Raw genomic sequence first — 20,178 nt, 5'->3', positions numbered from 1 at the left:
TTTTCAACTGGCACTGTTTTGGCTATAAGAATTTATATAAATTAAGATACTTATGGATAAGCTGAAAAAATTTGAGTTGATGGAGAAGATCGTTAACGAGTTAGAAGATCTTAAAAACAGTAACCAGGCGTTGATCCAAAAAATCACCAAAATAGAGGTGGATAATATAGACCTTGGTAACAAACGCCTTGAAAAAGACCTGCCTGATATGCATCAGCGTGTTTCAGACAACCTTGATACTATCGCAAGCATATTAGATGATTTTGCAAGCCAAACAGATGAGTTTAGCGACAAAAATAATATCGCGGCGCTAAAAGAACAAGAAGCGTTAAAGCAGATATAATAAAAAATCCCCCGCCAACCGGCGGGGGATTTTTTGTTTACCCATCTATTGGTATTGTATGTAAATAGGAGAGGGCTTTAAGCTTAGCACCTCTTTAGGAGTCATCATCTTGTTAGGGACTTTCTTAATGTCGTTCTTATAGAAAAGCTTAAAGCCTGTAAACTGCACAGGTTCGCCTGCAACGTAATATTTGTAAGTCCCTTTCTTCAGCTCCGGGCCGCCCCAGCCATCCATATCCATTACAAATTGTATGTTTTTGTCCAATTTGATGTCTTTATAGTTGGTTACCATACGTTTAGTGAAACGGTGTACTACAAATATTTTAGGTGGCAGATTGTACTTGTCGCAAAGCTTGCTTAGGTATTTGCTTACAAAGTTAATATCATTAGCATCAAAGGTGCCTATTCGCTTACCCGGTACGCTACCCTCTTTCATTGAAAATTCAGGATCGATGCCGAAATGCACATTGGGCATTTTGAGATACTTCTCTAACAATGGCAGTTCTTTTTGCACGGTGCTGTATCCTACCTGTATATCCAAAAAAACCAAAGCATTAAGCGGCTTAGCCATTTCAATAACCTTGTCTATCTGGCTAAAAGGCATACGTAAATTGTGCAGTCCGTTTGAACCGGCATCAGCCTGGGCGGTTACACATATATAGTGAAGGGCGGGCTTAACAGGAATTTCAGGATCGGCAGCTTCCCAGTTCTTTATCTCGGCTTTGAGTTTGTCACGCATTACTGATGGCTCATACTGGCCCAAAACTCCCATATTTTTAGAATACATATTGCCGTAGTAAGCAACCACCCGGTAAAATGGCAGGATTGCCCCCGGTTTAGGGTAAGGTGCGTTCTTCACAGGCCATTTACCGGTTTTATCGCCGTTGGCCAAATGCATCATCAATGAATCATAACGGGCGGTGTCGAGTTTTGCAGCTTTTAGGGTGCTATCGGGCTGTGTGGTTTGTGCTGATGCTGTAAAGGATAATGATGCGCAGCAGATCGCTAAAGCAAATTTTAATGTGTTTTTCAAGTGTGTTAGTTTATAGATTGCTACAAATAAAGCATTTTAATCTGGGGAGTTTAAGCTTTATGAGAAAACGTTTTCAATTACTTCTTCGTTAGTGATGGAAGTACTTAATCGATTGTCAGTGGATGTACTTTTTCTTTTTCCGCAAAAGAAAAAGTACCAAAAAGAAAACTCGCGGCTGCCGCAAAATTCTTTCAAGTTTCTGCTAAAGCAATGCCTGTGCTTACCGCCTTTTGCGAAGGCCGCATGAGTTAGGTTCGTTGCGATATTAATATCCTACTTCATTACTTTTATTTTCTCCTTGTCAGCAAAAAAGCTTCGCGCGAAAGCGGGCAGAACAATGGTGGCTTGTGCGTTGGCAAGGCATAGCAATACTTGCCAGAAAGAAGAAGCGAAAGCAGAAAAAAAAGTCACATCCACCTAAGATCATGAAGCATAACCATTCTTAACAAAGAACTGATATTAAAAGACTGCTTCGGTAAACTAATTGTTATCTCCCTCACCCTCAATACTTTTACCTTTCATAGCAGTAGCAATAGCCACATCCATAACACGCTCTGCAAATGGGCGAGTAAGGTTATTCAATTCATCAATTTTAGCGTGGATAAGGTCTTTATCACCTGATGATAATGCTGCCTTTAGCGCTTCTGTATATTGTTTAGTGTCTGTGGTTTCTTGTTCTGATAAAAGCTGCCCGTTCTTCTCCAGGAAACGTTCAACAGTGTAGATCATTTGATCCGCTTCGGTTTTCGCTTCAATAAGCATACGGGCGCTTACATCATCTTTAGCATTTGTAATGCTGTCCATCAGCATTTGCTCAACCAGATCGTCAGTAATACCATAAGCCGGTTTAACTTCCACTTCCTGTTTTACACCACTACGCAGTTCAATGGCCTGTATTTTAAGTATGCCATCGGCATTAAGGATAAAATTGATATCCACCTTTGGGAAGCCCGCAGGCATGGCAGGGATACCTTTCAATTCAAACTCAGCAAGTTTGCGGTTCTCTTTGATCAGGTCGCGCTCGCCCTGGTAAACGGCAATTTTCATGTTCACCTGTCCGTCTTTTGATGTGGTGTATTGGCGGCCTGCCTTAGTAGGGATCTTGGAGTTGCGCGGAATAATGGTGTCCATCAAACCGCCCATAGTTTCAATTCCTAATGAAAGTGGCGTAACATCCAGCAACAAAATATCACTGCGATTACCTGCTAAAACATCAGCTTGTACGGCCGCACCAAGTGCAACAACCTCATCAGGATTTAACTCATTATGCACATCACGACCAAAAAAATCTGAAACCATTTTCTTTACCAGATCCGTACGCGTACTGCCGCCTACCATCACCACCTCGTCAATATCAGCAACGGTGAGTTTAGCATCTTTAAGCGCATTTTGGCAGCTGGTAATGGTCTGTTGTACTTTAGGTAGTATGAGTTTCTCAAAAGTGTCACGGTCAAGCGTGCACCAGATCTCGCCCAGCTTTTCGTTAAAGAGGCTTTGGTGCGACAACGCTTTTTTAGCTTCCTCAGCCTTTAAGCGAAGGGCTTGTGTTAATTCGCGGTTGTTTGCCAGTTCAGTTTTATCGATGTTGTTTTTCTCTATCCAGTAATCGGCAATGGCACGGTCAAAATCATCCCCGCCCAAAAAAGTATCACCGTTGGTAGATAATACCTCGAAAATGCCATTCTGTATCTGTAAGATAGAAACATCGAAAGTTCCGCCACCAAGGTCATACACGGCAATGGTTTTAGTTTCTTCGGGGTTTAAGCCTAAACCGTAGGCTAAACTTGCTGCAGTAGGTTCATTAACAATGCGTAACACGTCAAGTCCGGCCAGTTTACCTGCATCGCGGGTAGCCTGTCGCTGCGAATCGTTAAAGTATGCAGGAACGGTGATTACCGCACGTGTAACGTTTGTTTTAAGTGCGTGCTCGGCACGTTCTTTCAGTTCTTTAAGTATCAGGCCGGATAGCTCGATAGGTGTATAAAATTTATCACCTACCTTTATCTTTACCAGGCTCTCGGTGTCGTCATCAATAACCTTGTAGCTAAAAAAGCTTTGGTAGTCCTTTACATCGGCATAAGAACGGCCAAGTAAACGTTTAACAGAGAAGATGGTGTTCTGCGGATCGCTGATCAAAAACTCTTTGGCTTCGTTGCCAACAGTTATATCACCGGTAGGGCCAAAATGGACTACCGATGGTACCAGCACGCCCTTGCCGGCATCATTTATAACGCGAGGGTTTTTATCCGGATCAATAAAAGCCACCAACGAATTGGTGGTGCCCAGATCTATGCCTACAATAATATCTTCTTTTTGTATAGAACCCGTTGCCAGGTTAATAGAAACTTTAGCCATGGTAAAATTTTACTGGGCAAATGTACTTAGTTTTAAGGCAAGGAGTGTCATTTGGATTTAATTGTCTGAAGATGTCTGAACTCGAATTGAAAGAATTAAGGAATAAATAAACTCAGATTGTCATCACGAGGAACGAAGCAATCTAAGAGGAAAAGCTTGTAAGACTTTCATGATATCGGCGGTGATAAAAGGGACGTACATATTGCGGCTATTAGATTTCTATTAATTCTTTTGATTATGATAATTTCCATTCCAACAATTTTCATACTTTCAGGGCAATGAAGCGCTTGCTCATACTCCTGTTGATATTGACTGCTACGTTTGCCAGAGCGCAGCAATTTGGCGGCAACCCGCCATCAATCAAATGGAAACAGATCAATACACCCGCCGCAAGGGTCATATTTTCGCAGGGTATGGACAGCATCGCGCAGCAAGTGGCGGCCACAGTTGTACAGATGAATAGCCTTATTAAACCAACCATCGGGTTTAAACAAAGGCAGGTAAATATTGTGCTGCAAAATCAAACCACTGTTTCAAACGCTTATGTTGGCTTAGCGCCTTTCCGCAGCGAATTTTACCTAACGCCATCGCAAAATAGTTTTGATGTGGGCAGCTTGCCCTGGTGGCAGCAACTGGCCATACATGAATTTAGACACGTGCAGCAGTACAATAATTTTAATGTAGGTTTTTCGCGGGCGCTGAGGATTGTGTTTGGTGAGGGAGGACAGGCCTTAGGTAACGCCATGACCGTGCCCGACTGGTTTTTTGAAGGTGATGCGGTATTTAACGAAACCTTGGTGAGCAACCAGGGAAGGGGCAGGTTGCCTTATTTCTTTAACGGCTATCGGTCGCTGTGGGCTGCCGGGAAGGATTACAGTTGGATGAAGCTGCGCAATGGGTCATACCTGGATTTTACGCCAAACCATTATCCTTTAGGATACATGATGGTAGCTTATGGGCGTGAAAAATATGGCGATGTGTTCTGGAAAAATGTTACGCATGATGCGGCAGCTTTTAAAGGTGTCTTTTATCCTTTGCAGGGAGCTATCAAAAAATACTCGGGGCAAAATTATACGGTGTATCGCAACAGCGCGCTGGATTATTTTAAAGAGGAGTTTAAAGATGACGCACGAGTAAAGCTAAAAAGCAAACACTTTGTTGCAGATGAGGAATATCCTGCTTACGTAAACGATACCACGCTGATCTATCTGCGTAATACATACAGCCATGTGCCAAAATTTGTTATCCGCGAGGGTAGTAAAGAAAGGTCTATCGCTGTACAGAGTGTCACCAATGATAGCTATTTCAATTACAGTGGCGGTAAAATTATATACAGCTCTTATCGGCCCGATCTGCGGTGGGGTTGCCGAAATTATGGCGAGCTCCGCGTTTTGGATATAGCAACGGGCAGGGAGCGCTTACTCACACGAAAAACCAAATACTTTGCGCCATCATTCAGCTTCGATAATAAATCCATAGTTGCGGTAGATGTCCCTGCAACCGGATTGAGCAGACTGCATGTACTCGATGCGCAAAGCGGGAGGTTGTTGAACACCATTCCAAATCCTGATCATCTGTTTTATACTTATCCTAAATTTTACAGCACAGATCAACTCATCGCTGCAGTGCGAAATACCAAAGGCGAAATGAGCCTGGCGCTGATAGATACTAAAACAGGCAGCAATACCTATCTTTTACCATTCAGCTACGGGCCCATTGCGTTTCCGCAGGTAAAAGGCGATACCGTTTATTTTAGCAGAACCAACGGTAAAAATGATGAGCTTTTCGCCGTTGATATCAAAACCAGGCAAGCGTTTAGTATTAGCGGTGTGCCAAAAGGTTTGATAGGATATTATCAGCCTAATTTATCTACTTCTAAGCTCGCATTTACCACGTTTACGGCTAACGGATATCAGCTAAAGCAGGTTAGGTTGGATAGCATTAAACTTGAGTCTGCAGAATTGAGTACTAAGCCATCTGATATGAGCATAGCGGCGCTTGAACAGGATAGCGCAAGTCATTTCGTTGACAATGCCAAACCGCAGCAGTTCGAAGAGAAAAAGTACAGCAAAGCGCATAACCTTTTCAACTTTCACAGCATCTTCCCAACGCTTAATGATCCTAATTACTCGCTGGAGCTGGCCGGGCAAAATATTCTTAACACTTTTCAATCAAGCATTCTGTTTAATTACAACCGGGATGAGGGCTATAAGCAATTTGGTTACCAGGCTACTTACGGCGGGTTGTTCCCATACTTATCTGCAGGTGGAAGTTACACGGTTGACAGGCGTGGGTTTTATAAAGGCAACAGCATTTATTACAACGAAACATCACTAAATGGTGGGGTTACTTTGCCCTTCAATTTTAGCGAGGGCAGGCACTTTACCCGTTTATCTGTAGGTAGCAGCGTTAATTACAGTCGTAACACTTTCCACGAAGCATTTCGCAGCATGTTTAAGGACACTTATTATACTTACCTAAGCAACAGCATCGGTTTTAGCAACCAAACACAGCAGGCAAGGCAGCAAATAAATCCGCACTTTGCGCAAAGCATCAACCTTAATTATAAAACGACTGTTTTTGGCAGGGATGCCAAACAGTTTCTTGCTGTTGGCGCATTGTATTTCCCCGGCATATCTACAAATCACAGCTTGGTGTTTAATGGCGCTTACCAGCATAAAGGCCAAAATAATGCGGTTGGTTTTTCTAATGATTTTCCTTTCTCGTACGGATATTCTGCGGAGAGCCTTGATGACATGTACCGCATGGCTGTCAATTATCATTTCCCAATCGCTTATCCTGATGGTGGTTTTGGTAACCTTATTTACCTGATGCGTCTGCGCGGAAATGTATTTTTTGATTACACCCACGCCAGTGCCGCCAATATATTTGCCAACGGGGCCGGATTTGAAGGTAACTTCCGTTCGGTAGGTGGTGCGTTGTTCTTCGATACAAAAATATTTAATCAGGGTTCCGTGTCATTTGGTATCAGGTACAGTCGTTTGCTCGATCCTGATTTCTTTGGCGGCAGCGGAAGGGACAGGGTAGAGTTGGTGCTGCCGGTCACCATCTTTTAAATTTAGCTAAGCAATCCCGATGGTGTTTTGCAGTTCCTATGCATTTGCTACCTTTAGGCATTCGCTTACATTTTATGAAAAAACTATATACCCTTTGCTTCACGCTATCGCTTTTAGCTTGCTCAACCTTAACCAATGCCCAAAAAAGGCAATATGTTGACCTGGCAGGATTAGACCCTGCAACTAAACCGGGCGATAATTTTTTCCGCTATGTAAATGGGCGATGGTATGATACCGTTAAGATAGATAAAGACCAGGCAGGGGTAGGGTCGTATTCATTCCTGAATATTCCGCAGAAGCGTTTACTGCAGAATATTTTAGATAGCGTATCAAAATCAAAGAACACACCCGGAAGCATCGAGCAAAAAGTGGGAGATTTTTACGCTTCCGGTATGGATATGGCTACCATCAACCGCAGAGGTTATGAACCGGTGAAGCCTATTTTAAATCGTATCAATGCCATTAACAGCACCTCAGCTTTGCTTAAATTTTTGGCTACTGAACTTACCAACGGCAACAGATCGATAATAAGTTTTGGCATATCGCCGGATAACAAGAACAGCTCCATTAACATCGCACACGTTTACCAGGCAGGCACAGGCTTGCCCGAGAAAACGTACTATTACAAAACCGATTCGGCCATTCTGCAAGTGCAGCGCGCTTATAAAAATTACATCAGCAACTTATTCCAGCTTACAGGCAGCAGCAAGGCAACAGCTCAAAAAAATGCGGATATCGTTTACGGTATTGAGAAACAGTTAGCTGCAGGCAGCAAAACCAATATTGAGCTAAGGGATGTTAACGCCAACTTTAACAAAATGGCAGTGGCGGATATTGACCGCAAACAGTCTAATATTGGCTGGAAAACAATGCTAAGCAGCATAGGCTCTCAGGTCGATTCAATTGACGTAGCCCAACCGGGCTATTATGATAAACTGAACACAATGCTTAAGTCGGTAAGCCTTGCTGATTGGAAGCTTTACCTAAAATCGTCTACCTTACAAAATTATGCCGATGGTCTGAGCCAACCTTTTATTGATGCCTCCTTTGCATTTAATAAGGCACTATCCGGTGAGGACACGCAAAAGCCACGCAGGCAGATCATGACCTCATACGTTGACGGCCACCTGGGTATGGCTTTAGGACAGTTGTATGTTAAGCGATATTTTAACGAAGACGCGAAAAAACGAGTTCTGGCGCTGGTTAACAATCTCCAAAAATCTTTTGAGAACCGCATTAATCATCTCGATTGGATGAGCGACAGCACCAAGCAAAAAGCCAAGGAGAAGCTTTACACTATTATCAAAAAGATAGGCTATCCTGATAAATGGCGCAATTATGATGCTGTGCAGATCAGCAGGAACAAGTTTTTCGAAAATCTTCTGTCGCTCAACAAAAACGATTACCAATATGAATTGGCTAAGCTTAACAAGCCTGTTGATAAAACCGAATGGGGAACCACGCCATCTACTGTAACAGCTTACTACAATCCGCCGGTTAATGAGATCGTTTTCCCTGCAGGAATACTACAGTACCCTTACTTTGATTTTGCTGCCGATGATGCCATTAATTATGGCGGCATAGGGATGGTTATAGGCCATGAAATGACCCACGCCTTTGATGATCAGGGTGCCCAATATGACAAAGATGGCAACGTTAAGAACTGGTGGACTGCAGAAGATCTAAGCAAATTTAAAGAGAAGACCAGCCAACTGGCCAAGCTTTACAGCACATTTACAGTGTTGGATACCGTGCATGTAAAAGGATTGCTAACCTTGGGCGAAAATACTGCGGATAACGGCGGCGTTGCCATAGCTTATGATGCCTTTAAAATGACGGAGCAAGGTAAGGGTAACGAAAAGATTGACGGCTTTACGCCAGATCAGCGTTTTTTCCTCTCTATTGCCCGAATATGGCGTGTTAAAACAAGGGATGCTTTCTTGCGCACTTACGTTAATACCAATCCACACTCCCCGGCCATGTGGCGTGTAAATGGTCCGCTGATGAACTTTGAACCGTTTTACAAAGCTTTTGATGTAAAGCCGGGCGATAAAAACTACAAGCCGGTTGCTGACCGCGTAAGGATCTGGTAAGGTATATATGCAAAATTTTTAACGATTAAGTAAAAGTTCTTTAAAACTATCAAATGTTGTGCTGGTTACTTATTTGTAAGTAATGGGTACCAAACGCAATTCTATCAACTTCGTTATAATCTGCTTTGCCTTAGCGAAGCTGTTAATGCATTTTGCGGCTAACGGTAACTATGGCTTACATGCTGATGAACTTTATTACCTGGCCCTCAGCAACAAGCCGCAGTGGGGGTACATCGACAACGGTCCGTTCATCGTGTGGATGGTCAAGCTATCCGGTTTCTTATTCGGCGAAAGCTTATTTGCCTGGCGATTACTGCCGAGCCTGGCGGGCACGGCAATTTTAATCCTAACCGGTAAAATGGCTGAACGCCTTGGAGGCGGCAAGCCGGCAGTTGTAGCAGCCTGTATGGCAGTGCTTTGTTCGCCAGCCTTCACAGCAACTACTTATCTGCTGCAACCTGTCATTTTTGATCAGTTTTTCTGGACGGCTATTGCCTATTGCATTATAAGCTACAACGCAACTAAACATACTAAGTACCTGTATTTAGCTGCTGCTTGTACCGGCCTGGGTTTGTTAAACAAGTATTCAATATTGCTGTATCTGGCCTTCTTTGTTCTGCCTTTAATTTTAAGCATCAAACAATTAAGAAAACCGGTAAACTTTTTTGTATGCTTAGCTATCATCACCATTATCATTTTACCAAATGTTACCTGGCAGATCAATCATGGCTTCCCGGTATTTAATTATCTAAATGTGGTAACACATCGGCATATTTATAGTAGCCTGGGCGATTTTATCTTCCAACTGGTATTTTTTCATGGCGCTGCAATGGCTGTGTGGTTGGCCGGAGTAGCGTATCTGCTCACTACTAAAGATTGCATTAAACAGTATCGCGTAGCGGGATATGGTTTTTTAATTATGCTGCCTGTGCTGTATCTGCTTAATGGCAAACTTTATTATATCATGGGTGCGTTCCCTTTCTTAATGGCGATAGGAGGGGTTTGTTGGGAGAAAATGCTGGTGAAAGCCGCCAATGCTGTAAAGATTTCATTGGTAAGTAGCCTGGCACTTGTTACTTTGATAGCTTTACCGGTTGTGTTGCCGATCTTGCCTTTACCAATGACTAAACAATACATCGGTTTGATGAAAAATTATACCCCTATAACCCAGCCCTTAGTATGGGAGGATGGTAGGATACATCCTTTGCCGCAATACTTTTCAGATATGTTAAGCTGGCAGGATATGGCAACTAAGGTAATTAAAGCAGCAAGACGGAGCGGCGGGCATGAAAGTATTCCGGTGGTGTACACAGAAAGTTATGCCGCCGCAGGTGCCATCTGTTATTACAGTAAAAAGCCGTTAATTCTGGTAGCCGATGCAAACAGCTTTGCGCAGTGGTCGCCAATTACGTTGCCTCCACGAATCATCTATATCTCGCAGGAGAACTTGAAGATAGTTTCTTCGTATGCTGACGCGGTTACAAGATTTAACGGTATTACAGACGATTGTGCCAGTGCATCGCAATTGCATATCTATTTACTTAGCGGGCCAAGCAGTCGGTTTACAGACCGTTACCGAACTAATAAAAGTAAATTTGTAGCTGATCGCAAACCTTTAATTTCTGAGGATATCAAATTGACGGCTGAACGTTTAGTTTATTAATGCTTTGCTTTGGCCCGGTGGAAGCGTAAACCAAAAGGTACTGCCTTTGCCAACCTTACTATCAACTCCAATTTCACCGCCATGGCCGTGGATAATTTTGGCGCAAACATATAAACCCAAGCCCATGCCTGAGTATTGCGCACTCCTTACATCTGCTCGGTAGTAGCGGTCAAATAAAAACTTGAGTTTCTCTTCTTCTATGCCCTTGCCCTGGTCAGTGATGCTCACTTTGATCATTTCGGTTAATGATCGGTTTACATCAATGGTAAGCATTTTTGATTCGCTGGCATATTTAAGCGCATTATTGATAAGGTTTATCATCACTTGTTCTATTTTGCCGGTATCAGCATAAACAATTGCGGCACTTTCGCCGGTGATATTTACCTTGGTGTTTGCTATGTTTAAGTTGCCTGCCGTCTCATGTATCAATTGCACGACATCAAAAGTAGAGGCATTGATGGATAATTGTCCTAATCCAATGCTGTTAGCTTCCAGCAGGTCGGCGATGATCTTATTTAGTTTCTTTACGTTTTTAAAGCAGGAATTTACCAGTTTGATAAGTGAACTATTGTCAGACTGCCCCTTCAACAGCGCACGTTCTATAACCTGTATGTTTGCAGATAAACTTGTTAGCGGCGTTTTCAGCTCGTGGCTGGCAATATTTATAAAATCGTCTTTTTGTTGTTGCAGCAATTTCTGGTCGTTAATGTCGGTACATGTGCCAAACCATTTAATGATCTTGCCATGCTCATCAAAATAAGGTGCTGCCCTGCCTAAAACCCAAATATATTCGCCGGTGTATTTTCTTAAGCGGTACTCAATCTCGTAAGGCGTCCCGGTTTGTAACGAATGCCTCCAGGTATTCCAGGCGCGTTGCTGGTCGTCCGGGTGAAAAACCTGGTTCCAGCCCTCACCTTCGCTTTCCTCGTAAGATGTCCCAGTAAAATCGTACCAGCGCTGGTTATAATATTCGTGCATACCATTGGCATCTGTTACCCAAACCATTTGAATAATGGCATCAGCCATCTGCCGCAATAGCATCTCACTTTGTCTTATTCGTTGATCAGCAATTTCCTGTTCGGTAATGTCGATCATGCTGGCAACAAACTCAACCAGAGAACCGTCTATATGCAGCGGCACCACCTTCATGGATAGCCAATGTAAGCCATTTGCCTTATCTATAACACGGAACTTGGTCTCGTACGAGCCACTGTTCTTAACGGCATCATGAAATAATTTGCGTTGTTCATCAGTATCATCAGGATGGATGGCCTTGAAGGTGCCTGCCCCTAAATTTTCATCGTGAGAGGTGCCTGTAAGTTTCATCCAGGCATCGTTAACATAAATACAAGATACACCTGCAGAACGCCATATCATGTACGGCGATTCATCTGCCAGAGCCTTAAAATACCGCTCTCGTGATTTGAGGAGTTTACTTTCAGTAACATCAGTTATGGAATGGATGATGTATTCAAGTTTACCATCAAGCACAACCGGTGTGTTCACCGGTACCCAGAAACGTTCTACAAATTCACCATCATCAGGAAGTCTTACAGGGTAGCGCTGCACCGGCATTTCATCCTTGCAGAGCGTTGCAATCACTCTTTGAAAAGATGCCGTCAAGTTTTGTTCACCGTCGGCTAACTCGTCACCCGGTACATTAGGAAATACCTCAAATATACCCTTACCGATGATCTCATCGCGGGTAGTGTAAGTGGCTTCATTGTAAGCCTCGGTAATTTCTACAATGGTAAAGGTTGGATAATTTGGCAAAACCACGAGGTAATTACCGGGCAAATTTTTGATGATTGCCAGCAGGCCCTGGGGATCTTTAACCTGTGTGATATTCAATTACTGTAAGTTTGGACGTAAATGTAACTGTAAATTCTGAAACAGAGATTTTGTTTGCAGCAAATAGCAACTTACACTTATTGAAATTCATTGCTACCTTTGCCCATCAAACCTATGCAAAAAAACCTTTATCTATTTCTCTTTTTCGCAATTATAAGTTTAACATCCTATGCCCAATCCAAGGGTAACCTTACCGGCTCTGTTACCGACCGCACAACCTCACTTGGGCTGGCTGATGTTAACATTGTGGTATCACCGTCTGGTAGCTTCTCTGCCATTAGCGATTCGCTTGGGCGGTTTAAGATAGAGGGCATACCGGTGGGGACGTACACTTTTCGTATTTCGCGTTTAGGGTACAAAAGCGAAACGGTTTATAACATTGTCATCTCATCCGGCAACGAGCAAACCTTTAACGTAGAGTTGGATAGGATTGATACCCTCAATGAAGTTAAAATTGTTGCCGCAAGATCTGCAACGGCAGCAACACTGGCGACACCCCTATCTGTTCAGCGCCTCACTGCCGAAGAGATCAGGAGCAATCCGGGCGGTAATTTTGACGTGTCACGCGTAATACAAGCCCTGCCCGGCGTTACAGGTACAGATGGCAGCAGCGGTAGTTTTCGAAACGATATCATTATACGAGGCGGCGCACCCAACGAAAATGTCTTTTACCTGGACGGGATAGAGATGCCGGTGATCAACCACTTTTCAACCCAGGGAAGCAGCGGCGGCCCGGCCGGTATTTTAAACGTATCTTTTTTACAGGATGTTAAGCTAAGTAGTTCTGCCTTTGATGCACGTTACGATAATGCATTGAGTTCCGTGTTACAGTTCACCCAAAAGAACGGCAGTACCGATAGGTACCAGGGCAATGTAAGGCTTAGCGCATCTGAGCTTGCATTGACCACTGAGGGGCCCATCTCACCCAAAACTGCGTTTCTTGCCTCGGTAAGGCGCTCATATCTGCAATTGCTTTTTTCGCTTTTAGATATACCTGTACGGCCAAATTATTATGATTTCCAAACCAAGATAACGCATAAACTCAATCCAAAAACAACACTTACATTTATTGGAGTTGGGGCTATAGATGAGTTCAAATTTGGAACAATCAAAAACGCCACGCCCGAAAAACTTTATAGTCTTGCCAATTCGCCCAGTATCAATCAATATAACTATACCATTGGCGCTACGCTTAAAAGATCTTTGAGGAACGGTTTTTTGAACCTGGCATTGAGTAGAGACCTGCTGAATAACCGTATCGAAAAATACGATGATAACGATCAAAACGATCCTTCTAAATTGAGATTGGATATTGGCTCGCGCGAGATAGGGAATAGGTTACGTGCGGATTTCAACTTTAGTAAAGATGGTTGGCAATGGTCGTACGGCGCTACTGCCCAGTACATTCAGTTCAACAACGATTATTACCAGCGCTATCGCGCCCAATTAAATGATGAAAATGGCAATGTGACGCAGCCGGCACAAATATTTCAATCGAAGGCGACATTAAATTATTTCAAGTTTGGTGCCTTTGCACAAGCAGGCAAACGTTTCTTAGATAGCAGGCTTGGTGTAAACCTGGGTGTACGCACCGATATGAACTCCTTTACTTCAGACGGTATGAATGCCGGACGCACGCTTTCGCCTCGCATATCGTTCACATATGCACTTGCCGAACAATGGAACCTGAACGCATCTGCAGGTATTTACTATAAATTACCTGAAAATACAATTTTAGGCTTTACCGACGCAAATGGTAATTACCTGAATAAATCTGCCCTTTATACGCGCAGCACGCATTATGTAGCGGGAGTAGAGTTTTTGCCGCGGGCGTCAACACGTTTTACCCTCGAGGTTTATAACAAGCAATACAGGAACTATCCTGTATCTGTACGCGATGGTATTTCGCTGGCAAACGAAGGTGGCGACTACAACGTGGTGGGCAACGAAGCCGTAGCAACAGTCGGCAGCGGGCAGGCTTATGGTATCGAGTTTTTTGCCCAGCAAAAACTGACAAGCCGGTTTTTTGGTGTACTGTCTGCCAGTGTCTTCAGGAGTAAGTTTACAGGTCTTAACGGCAAGTATGTGCCATCTGCTTTTGACAGCCGTAGATTGGTATCGCTTACTTTGGGATATAAATTGCCAAAAAATTACGAGATCGGGCTCAAGTTCAGGTATGCAGGCGGTGTGCCCTATACGCCGTTTGATGATGCTGCCTCAAGGGCCAATTATCTGACCACCGGGGCGGGCGTTTATAATTACAGCCAGGCAAATACGTTAAGGCTCGGACCGTTCAACTCATCGGATATTAGGATAGATAAACGTTGGAACTTCCGGAAAACCAGTTTTGATCTGTACATTGATGTAACTGATTGGTATGGTGCCATCTTCCCGGCTTATCCGGATTATACGTTTGCCCGTACAACTGATAACACCGCCTTTTTAACAACCGACGGCAAACCTATACGGCAAGATGGCTCTAACGCTGTACCTCTTTTGCTAAAGAATACTTCGGCCGGCACATTGCCAACCATTGGCTTTATCTGGGAGTTTTAACTTTCGGTAGAGTGTAACTTGACCGAAATAAATTGATATTTCTGTTACTAAGTCCACGAGGGCTCATTATATAGATTTAAAGATCATTAAAGTGCCCAATCAACCCTAAGCGAGCTACTTGTCTCGCTTTTTTACGTTATACCTATTTTCGAAGATGAAATTTAAATAGCTAACTCTTAGTGCTTTATTAATTAATAATATTTTTTTATTGTACTTAAAGTTAACAAAAAGATTGCGCTACCCGTTTAAGGGTTAGTAGCGTTAATTATGTTTCTCTTTGAGAAAACATAATTGACATAGTGAGCATGTCTATCCCCCATAATCATGAAATTGTTAACAAATCAATCCGCTTTACCTAAACACACACACATTCGAGAAATTCCTCAATGATGTGATGTTATGAGATATTTTACAATTGCTATAGCTATTCTGTGTTTTTTTGTAAGCAACAAAGTTTATGCACAGGGTTGCTTAATCCCGAATTACGACCCTTATAATAAAGTATTTAACGTACCCACCTCAACCGGCGCAAGAACGTTTCTGGCAGGTAACGGCCGGAACTTTGTATTGTGGCAGGGTGTCTGTGGGCCGCATACTTATGTTGCAACAACAAGCAGCCCAAATGGTAGCTGCACAGTACAAGGTATCACACAAACAGGAACTTACTACCCAACTGTTTCTACGCCATTTACCAGTCCCTGTCCAGTTCCACTGGATGACCATATATGGGTTGTCTTGTTTTTAACGTTTATCCTGTCATTTTTTATGCTGAAACAGAATAACACAAACCATGTAAAAACGTAAAAATATTCCTAAGGATGTACGGTTGCCCATCCTTCGTATTGGCGCAGGATAATTTCGCCGTTACCACTCGGCACGTAAGAGATAAAATCAAAGAGTGTATTTTTATCTATATGTCTTTCTCTTACTGTGTTGCTGCATTGTGCCAAAATTACTCCTTTGGCTTGTAAACCTTTTAGCGCTTGCTCAAAGGGTCCGCTTTTTTGATAGGTAGCTACGCCATCGCCGAAAGCTATGAGCTCTATGTTCAATTTGCTTTTTAAACGTGGGTCTTCAAGGGCGTTATTGATGTTTCTGATCGTAGCACCTATCTTTTTTTCATCACTTGAATTTATGATGTAAAGTGCATCATAATGATTTATTTTAGGTTGTGCACCTGTAAAGGCGGCAGGATCGGTGGTTTGGGCTACCGCTGGTTTCATAACAAAAATGCCTGCGGCAAGTACCAGTAATCGGAATAGTTTTTTCATGAGTTTTTATTTTTGTGGGTTAGTAACTGAACTCTTCGATCGGCCGTTATGTGCGGCTTTGATTGGCGCAAACGGCCCATACTTATGCTGTTTTTCGCTAAAACTGTCTGGATATGGTCCAAATGGAAAATCGATCGGTTTTTTATTTAAATCTTTCCAATCGCTATGCTGGTTTTGATGAGCACGGGGCTTTGATTCTATAAATGCAGCTACATCCCAGGCCTCCTCATTTGTTAGTTGCGGATTTTGGTAAGTGGCTCCGAGTGGCATGTTGTTTTTCACGAAGCCTGCCAGACTGCCAAGGCGGTACATCCCGGCTCCATCATTGTAGCTATGATTGCCCCATAATGGCGGGTAGGTGTAATCGGTACCATCGTGCGACAGAACTCCTTCGCCATTTTGCCCATGGCAATTTTGACATTTAAGCGAGTATACGGCATTGCCTTTTGCAGTATCTGCTGCGAATTTTAAATAAGGCATTTTCTCAGTACTTGCTCCGATCAGGTTGACGCCATGTTTACCATCCTTACCGACCCAACGCATATAAGCTAATATAGATTGAATTTCGCGGCCAGAGGTATCCGGCGCTTTTCCATTTAAACTGCGTTCAAAACATTCTACCAATCTTTCAGCCGGCGATTCGATCTTTCCGGCTCTTCGGCTCATTTTAGGATAAGCGTTGATAAAGCCGCTAAAATTATTGCCATATAGACGAGTGCCTGCATCTAAATGACAATTTTGACAGTTCATGCCGTTTGTGATTTTTGCTATTGTTCCCTTAGGGCCTAAATACTTGCTCGTATGAGTAATTAGGTCCCGGCCATATCTGATCATTTCGCCTTCCTTTCCGGTAGGTGTAGTTTCATCTTTCGGCGCTCTCCAAGTATTGGAAGTTATTTGATGTAAGGTGCTTGTTCCTACGCCAGATCCACCATTTGCCATAACTTTACTGTTGCCTAATTTTAATAATTCAGGTTGCTTTCTCATCAGAGCCACAGTAGCTATAGTTACGCAAGCTGCGCAAAACATTACAATATAAACGAGATATCTTGGCAAGTTGGTAATGGCTTTAGTGTATTCATCCTTTTGCCGCGGCTTTTTGATGAGTAGCTATTAAGAAAGACTAAATATACTATTGTAATATTGATATAAAGCCCCATAGTTTCGATAATGCCCTGAGAAAAAATTCTAAGCCATCAGCATATGATCAAATTCCAAAAATACCGATCCAATAGATCGGATGTAAAGAAAATTTTTTTAGAATAATCCACTTTAAACCGGCAATGCGCGGAATAACCTTCTTTTATTTGGGTAAATCCAGACTTAAATAAACCTCATTTTCATATTGGCAATGCTTAAAGCTGTGCAACTTTTGCACAGCTAAGTTGGTAATTCACCACTACAGGTACACACATTTCTCTAAAATTCACGATTGGTGATACAACCCCTTAAATCAGCCATTTTCTTGCCTTGGCTTCCGTAATTTAACATCATAATATTTATTCGATATCCGCATAAATATTCTCTTTAAAAAGAAAGCGCTTTATGTAAGCGAAATGGCGAAGCTATACTTTAACCCGAGAATGCCGCAGTCTTTCTTTTTGTAAAAGCATAATCAATCTTAAACAATACGGTCTATTATGAGCAAAAAGCGCGTGCTGCTGCTTGGGATTAATTTTTCTCCCGAGCTCACTGGCATAGGAAAATACACCGGCGAAATGGCCGAATGGCTTGCCGGCAGCGGTTTCGATTGTACTGTGGTAACGTCATTCCCGTACTATCCGCAATGGAAAATGCAGAAACCTTACACGGGAAAATGGTATAAAAAAGAAGTATCGGCAGATGGCAATTTGTGTGTTTACCGGTGCCCTTTGTATGTACCTGCTTCGCCAACAGGTATTAAGCGCATTTTACATGAACTAACGTTTTGCTTCACCGCATTTTTTGTTTTGCTGAGGTTGTTTTTTAAACCATCAAACGATATCGTCTTTTGTATGGCTCCACCTTTTTTGCTTGGCTTTTTAGGCCTATTCTACCGTTTTTTTAAAGGCGGTAAATTGGTTTATCACATCCACGATATGCAGATAGAAGCAGCCCGTGATTTAAACATCCTGAAGTCTGACGCATTGTTCAGATTTCTATTTAGAATAGAGAAATATATTCTAAACAGCAGTGACTATGTAACCACTGTTGCCGTGGGAATGAAAAAGAAAATTGAGCTTAAAACCAGGCATAACGTTATACATTTTGCCAATTGGGTGGCTATTGAAAACTTTTGGCCCCTTACAAACGACACATCTGCAAAACAGCATTGGGGCTTTAAGGAAACCGATAAAATTGCCCTCTACTCGGGTGCGATAGGAGAAAAGCAGGGGCTCGAATCGCTTATAACCGTAGCTGAAAATCTGAAAAATGAACACCATATTAAAATTGCCATATGCGGCACAGGGCCATACAAGGAGCGCCTGATGCAAATGACAGAAGAGAAGAACCTGGATAACATCGTCTTTTTGCCACTTCAGGAGATGGATGTGTTTAATCGCTTCTTAAATATGGCCGATGTGCACCTCATCATTCAAAAAAGAAAAGCAGGTGATTTAATGATGCCATCTAAACTAACTAACGTACATGCTGTGGGCGGGCTTGCATTAATAACTGCCGACCCAGGCACTAATTTGCATGAGGTAGTAACCGAGCACAATATTGGCGTACTGATACCTGCGGAGGACGACAAAGCTTTACAAGATGCAATTGTAAGGTGTTGTGCTGATGACTTCACCCCTCAAAAAAGGAACGGCCGTATTTATGTGGAACGGCATCTCGCCCGTACCAGTATACTAAAAGCATTGTTAGCAACAGTAAGTGGCGATTCCGTAAACGCAGATGCGAATCCTTCTATGGTTAAACCGGTACTTAGCTAAGGTAGTGGTATGAAACAAGTGGTATTAGTTTTCAGGAAACCGTTTGAAGGGCAGGTAAGCATTGAGTATTTATTCTACAGCTTGTCTTCTTATCTGAAGAAACAAAACGTCAGTATCATAAACAGGCAGCTGTCGCATTACAGCAAGGGCTTGCTTAACCGTTTGCGCAACGTGTTCACAATAACGCATTATCACAAAAAAATAATTCATGTTACCGGTGATGTGCATTACACGATACTGGGCGCTTGGTTTAGCAAAAGAATTCTTACCATACACGATCTGGGTTTTATGTTAAATAAAGGCCCGGCGGCCAAATTCACGTACTGGCTTTTTTGGATCTACCTGCCGGTAAAATTTTCGCACAAGGTTACTGTAGTGTCAGAAAACACTAAACGAGATCTGTTAAAGTACATCAATGTAGAAAATTCAAAGGTTACGGTAATAAGCAATTTTATTGATGCCATTTACAAACCTGTTGTTAAACCAAAATGTAATTCATCAACCATTCAATTGCTGCAGATTGGTACTGCTTTTAATAAAAACATAAGCCGTTTGCTGGATGCTTTAGAGGGGCTTGATTGTGTACTAACCATAATAGGTAAACTAACTGATAACCTGAAAAAACAGTTAAAAGAGAAACACATAACATACAGGAATTTAACTGATCTGAGTATTGATGATCTGTATCTCGAATATCAGCAGGCCGACTTACTGTGTTACGTCTCTACCCTTGAAGGTTTTGGTATGCCCGTTTTAGAAGCACAGGCAACCGGGACCCCCGTTGTGTGTTCAAACTGCTCATCAATGCCCGAAATAGCGGGAGACGGTGCTTGTTACGTTGATCCGTACGATATCGCATCAATAAGAAACGGTATTGAACAAGTTGCCAATGATAAACAATTAACCGCAAAACTGATATCAAGCGGCCTTATCAATGTCCGGAGGTTTTCTAAGGATGCCGTTGCAAAAGCTTACCATAAGATTTATCAGGACCTATAACAAAACCATTTAATATT

The 20,178-nt window shown here is 42.6% G+C and carries 13 protein-coding genes; 8 read left to right on the top strand and 5 right to left on the bottom strand.

Annotation, left to right across the window (positions count from 1 at the left end; translation table 11 throughout):
- Positions 1–52: 52 nt before the first annotated feature.
- Complete coding sequence (locus tag INP83_RS17615; protein WP_146270244.1) at positions 53–343, top strand: hypothetical protein; 291 nt, start codon at positions 53–55, stop codon at positions 341–343.
- 45 nt (positions 344–388) lie between these two features.
- Here the strand turns inward: INP83_RS17615 and INP83_RS17610 are convergent, their stop codons facing one another.
- Both INP83_RS17610 and hscA read right to left on the bottom strand, forming a co-directional pair.
- The gene (locus INP83_RS17610; RefSeq protein ID WP_219125303.1) at positions 389–1,375 is read right to left on the bottom strand and encodes a hypothetical protein; all 987 of its coding nucleotides are present in this window, start codon (positions 1,373–1,375) and stop codon (positions 389–391) included.
- A 480-nt stretch (positions 1,376–1,855) separates the two neighbouring features.
- Entirely contained in the window at positions 1,856–3,730 is a 1,875-nt protein-coding gene (gene hscA / locus INP83_RS17605) for a Fe-S protein assembly chaperone HscA (protein ID WP_219125302.1), read from the bottom strand.
- A 278-nt stretch (positions 3,731–4,008) separates the two neighbouring features.
- Between hscA and INP83_RS17600 the strand changes: the two genes are divergently transcribed.
- The 3 genes from INP83_RS17600 to INP83_RS17590 all read left to right on the top strand — a co-directional run bounded on the left by INP83_RS17600 (position 4,009) and on the right by INP83_RS17590 (position 10,563).
- Positions 4,009–6,807, top strand: a complete 2,799-nt coding sequence (locus INP83_RS17600) for a hypothetical protein (RefSeq protein WP_219125301.1) — start codon at positions 4,009–4,011, stop codon at positions 6,805–6,807.
- Between the two features lie 74 nt (positions 6,808–6,881).
- The gene (locus tag INP83_RS17595; protein ID WP_219125300.1) at positions 6,882–8,900 is read left to right on the top strand and encodes a M13 family metallopeptidase; all 2,019 of its coding nucleotides are present in this window, start codon (positions 6,882–6,884) and stop codon (positions 8,898–8,900) included.
- A gap of 82 nt (positions 8,901–8,982) precedes the next feature.
- Positions 8,983–10,563, top strand: coding sequence for a glycosyltransferase family 39 protein (locus INP83_RS17590; RefSeq protein WP_219125299.1), 1,581 nt, complete (start codon positions 8,983–8,985; stop codon positions 10,561–10,563).
- Here the strand turns inward: INP83_RS17590 and INP83_RS17585 are convergent.
- Positions 10,552–12,414: a PAS domain-containing sensor histidine kinase gene (locus INP83_RS17585; RefSeq protein WP_146270232.1), complete on the bottom strand. Its 1,863-nt coding sequence runs from the start codon at positions 12,412–12,414 to the stop codon at positions 10,552–10,554. The two genes, INP83_RS17590 and INP83_RS17585, sit on opposite strands and share 12 nt — an antisense overlap.
- A 114-nt stretch (positions 12,415–12,528) precedes the next feature.
- Between INP83_RS17585 and INP83_RS17580 the strand changes: the two genes are divergently transcribed.
- Both INP83_RS17580 and INP83_RS17575 read left to right on the top strand, forming a co-directional pair.
- The gene (locus INP83_RS17580; RefSeq protein ID WP_219125298.1) at positions 12,529–14,970 is read left to right on the top strand and encodes a TonB-dependent receptor domain-containing protein; all 2,442 of its coding nucleotides are present in this window, start codon (positions 12,529–12,531) and stop codon (positions 14,968–14,970) included.
- A gap of 399 nt (positions 14,971–15,369) precedes the next feature.
- Positions 15,370–15,774 carry a hypothetical protein gene (locus INP83_RS17575; protein ID WP_219125297.1) on the top strand — a complete coding sequence of 135 codons (405 nt, stop codon included), beginning with the start codon at positions 15,370–15,372 and terminating at the stop codon, positions 15,772–15,774.
- Positions 15,775–15,782: 8 nt separating this feature from the next.
- Here INP83_RS17575 and INP83_RS17570 read toward each other — a convergent pair whose 3' ends face one another.
- Together INP83_RS17570 and INP83_RS17565 are read right to left on the bottom strand one after the other, a co-directional pair.
- Positions 15,783–16,241 carry a DsrE family protein gene (locus INP83_RS17570; RefSeq protein ID WP_255563184.1) on the bottom strand — a complete coding sequence of 153 codons (459 nt, stop codon included), beginning with the start codon at positions 16,239–16,241 and terminating at the stop codon, positions 15,783–15,785.
- A gap of 6 nt (positions 16,242–16,247) precedes the next feature.
- Positions 16,248–17,228, bottom strand: a complete 981-nt coding sequence (locus INP83_RS17565; RefSeq protein WP_255563183.1) for a c-type cytochrome — start codon at positions 17,226–17,228, stop codon at positions 16,248–16,250.
- A gap of 653 nt (positions 17,229–17,881) precedes the next feature.
- Here INP83_RS17565 and INP83_RS17560 point away from each other — a divergent pair.
- Positions 17,882–19,162: a WcaI family glycosyltransferase gene (locus INP83_RS17560; RefSeq protein WP_219125296.1), complete on the top strand. Its 1,281-nt coding sequence runs from the start codon at positions 17,882–17,884 to the stop codon at positions 19,160–19,162.
- 9 nt (positions 19,163–19,171) lie between these two features.
- On the top strand, positions 19,172–20,161 hold the full coding sequence (locus INP83_RS17555) for a glycosyltransferase family 1 protein (protein WP_219125295.1): 990 nt from the start codon (positions 19,172–19,174) through the stop codon (positions 20,159–20,161).
- The last annotated feature ends 17 nt before the right edge of the window (positions 20,162–20,178 follow it).

Origin of the sequence: Mucilaginibacter sp. 21P, assembly GCF_019331605.1 — a bacterium.
GTDB classification, from domain to species: Bacteria; Bacteroidota; Bacteroidia; order Sphingobacteriales; family Sphingobacteriaceae; genus Mucilaginibacter; species Mucilaginibacter achroorhodeus.
The sequence above is the reverse complement of the archived record's forward strand: the minus strand, read 5'-3'. Positions and strand labels throughout refer to the sequence as shown.